At 36.2% G+C, this 1,446-nt stretch carries 2 pseudogenes; both read right to left on the bottom strand.

Features of this window, described 5'->3' with window-relative positions:
- Nucleotides 1–31: 31 nt before the first annotated feature.
- A pseudogene (locus tag ACFQZ9_RS28655) lies at nt 32–1,027 on the bottom strand (IS3 family transposase); the annotation flags it as partial.
- Nucleotides 1,003–1,395: pseudogene (locus ACFQZ9_RS28650) on the bottom strand (transposase); the annotation flags it as partial. The pseudogenes ACFQZ9_RS28655 and ACFQZ9_RS28650, both read right to left, overlap by 25 nt.
- Nucleotides 1,396–1,446 lie beyond the last annotated feature (51 nt).

The following is a 1,446-nucleotide window of genomic DNA, read 5'->3' as shown; positions in this document are numbered from 1 at the left end:
TGATCTGACCCAATAAAGTTAGACAAATATTTTAGGCTACTTTGAGGACCTGAGCTCGGTATTCTACCGGACTTAGGTCTTTTAATTTTGCCTTTATTCGTTTGTGATTGTAATAGTGTATATAGTCTTCTAATTCTTTTTCAAAATGCTCAATACTATCAAACTCCTGTAGATAAAGAAGTTCAGACTTTAATAAGCCAAAGAAATTTTCAATAACTGCATTGTCCAAACAATTACCCTTACGAGACATACTTTGTGTAATCTGGTGCTGTTCTAATGTTTTTTGATACTGCTTCATTTGATAATGCCATCCTTGATCTGAATGGAGGATTACTTGGTCCCCAGGTTGAAGACGCTCAATCGCTTGATTTAACATATCGCCGACTAATTTATAAACTGGACGTTTCATCAAAGTATAAGCGATTATTTCTCCGTTACATAAATCAAGTACTGGTGAGAGGTAACGTTTCTCACCGAATAGGTGGAATTCTGTAACATCAGTTACCCATTTTTCATTCAGCTTCTCGGCAGAAAAGTCGCGGTTTAGTAGGTTTGGAGCGGTTTTTCCTACATTTCCTTTATAAGAACGATACTTTTTCATTCGTACCAGGCATTTTAGGCCGATTTCATTCATTAAACGATTGATTGTTTTCGGATCGTGATGAAATCCTTTTTTCTCTAGTTCTTTCGCTATACGACGGTACCCATAACGACCTTTATGTTCATGGAAAATCTCTTTGATAGCTTCTTTTACTTCGGCATATTTATCAGCTTGATTTAATCGTTTTTCCCAATAATAATAGGTACTACGTGGAATGTCCGCGACTTCAACTAAATCCACGACTTCATAATGATCCTTTAGTTCAAAAATTACTTGCGCTTTGATTTTGTTTGTAATTTTTCCTGCATTTGAACTAAAGCATTCAACTTTTTTAGGTAAGCATTTTCCATTTCTAATCGAGCGATTTTTTCTTGCAGTGCTTCGACTGACCCTTCTGCAGGTATTGATTTTTTTGAATCGATTTTCTTTGCTTTCTTTTTCATTGGTGGACGCCCCTTTTTCTTCTTTTCTAGGGCACCAATTCCACCTTGTTCAAATTTACTTCTCCAATTTCGAATCAGTCTAGGAGATGAAATATTGAATATGGCCGCTGCATCGTAGGATGATGTACCCGTTTCGTTCATATAATTCAGTACATCCATTTTAAACTGTAGGGAGTAGCTTGTATATTTTTTTTGAAAAGCTTCTATACCTTGTTGTTCGTAAAGTCGTATCCATCCACTCACAATATTAAGGGATACCTTTGCCTCCTGCGCAATCGCATTGATAGATTCACTCCCATATACATACCGTAAAACAATTTGTATTCTTTCTTCAGCTGTAAATTTGGCCATAAAAAAACCCCTAAACGTTAGAATGGTGTCTAACATTTAGGGGGCATTTCA

The sequence above is a fragment of the Neobacillus sp. GCM10027624 genome (genome assembly GCF_042675345.1).
Lineage (GTDB): Bacteria > Bacillota > Bacilli > Bacillales > Cytobacillaceae > Neobacillus > Neobacillus cucumis_D.
This window is presented reverse-complemented; position numbering and strand designations above follow the sequence as displayed.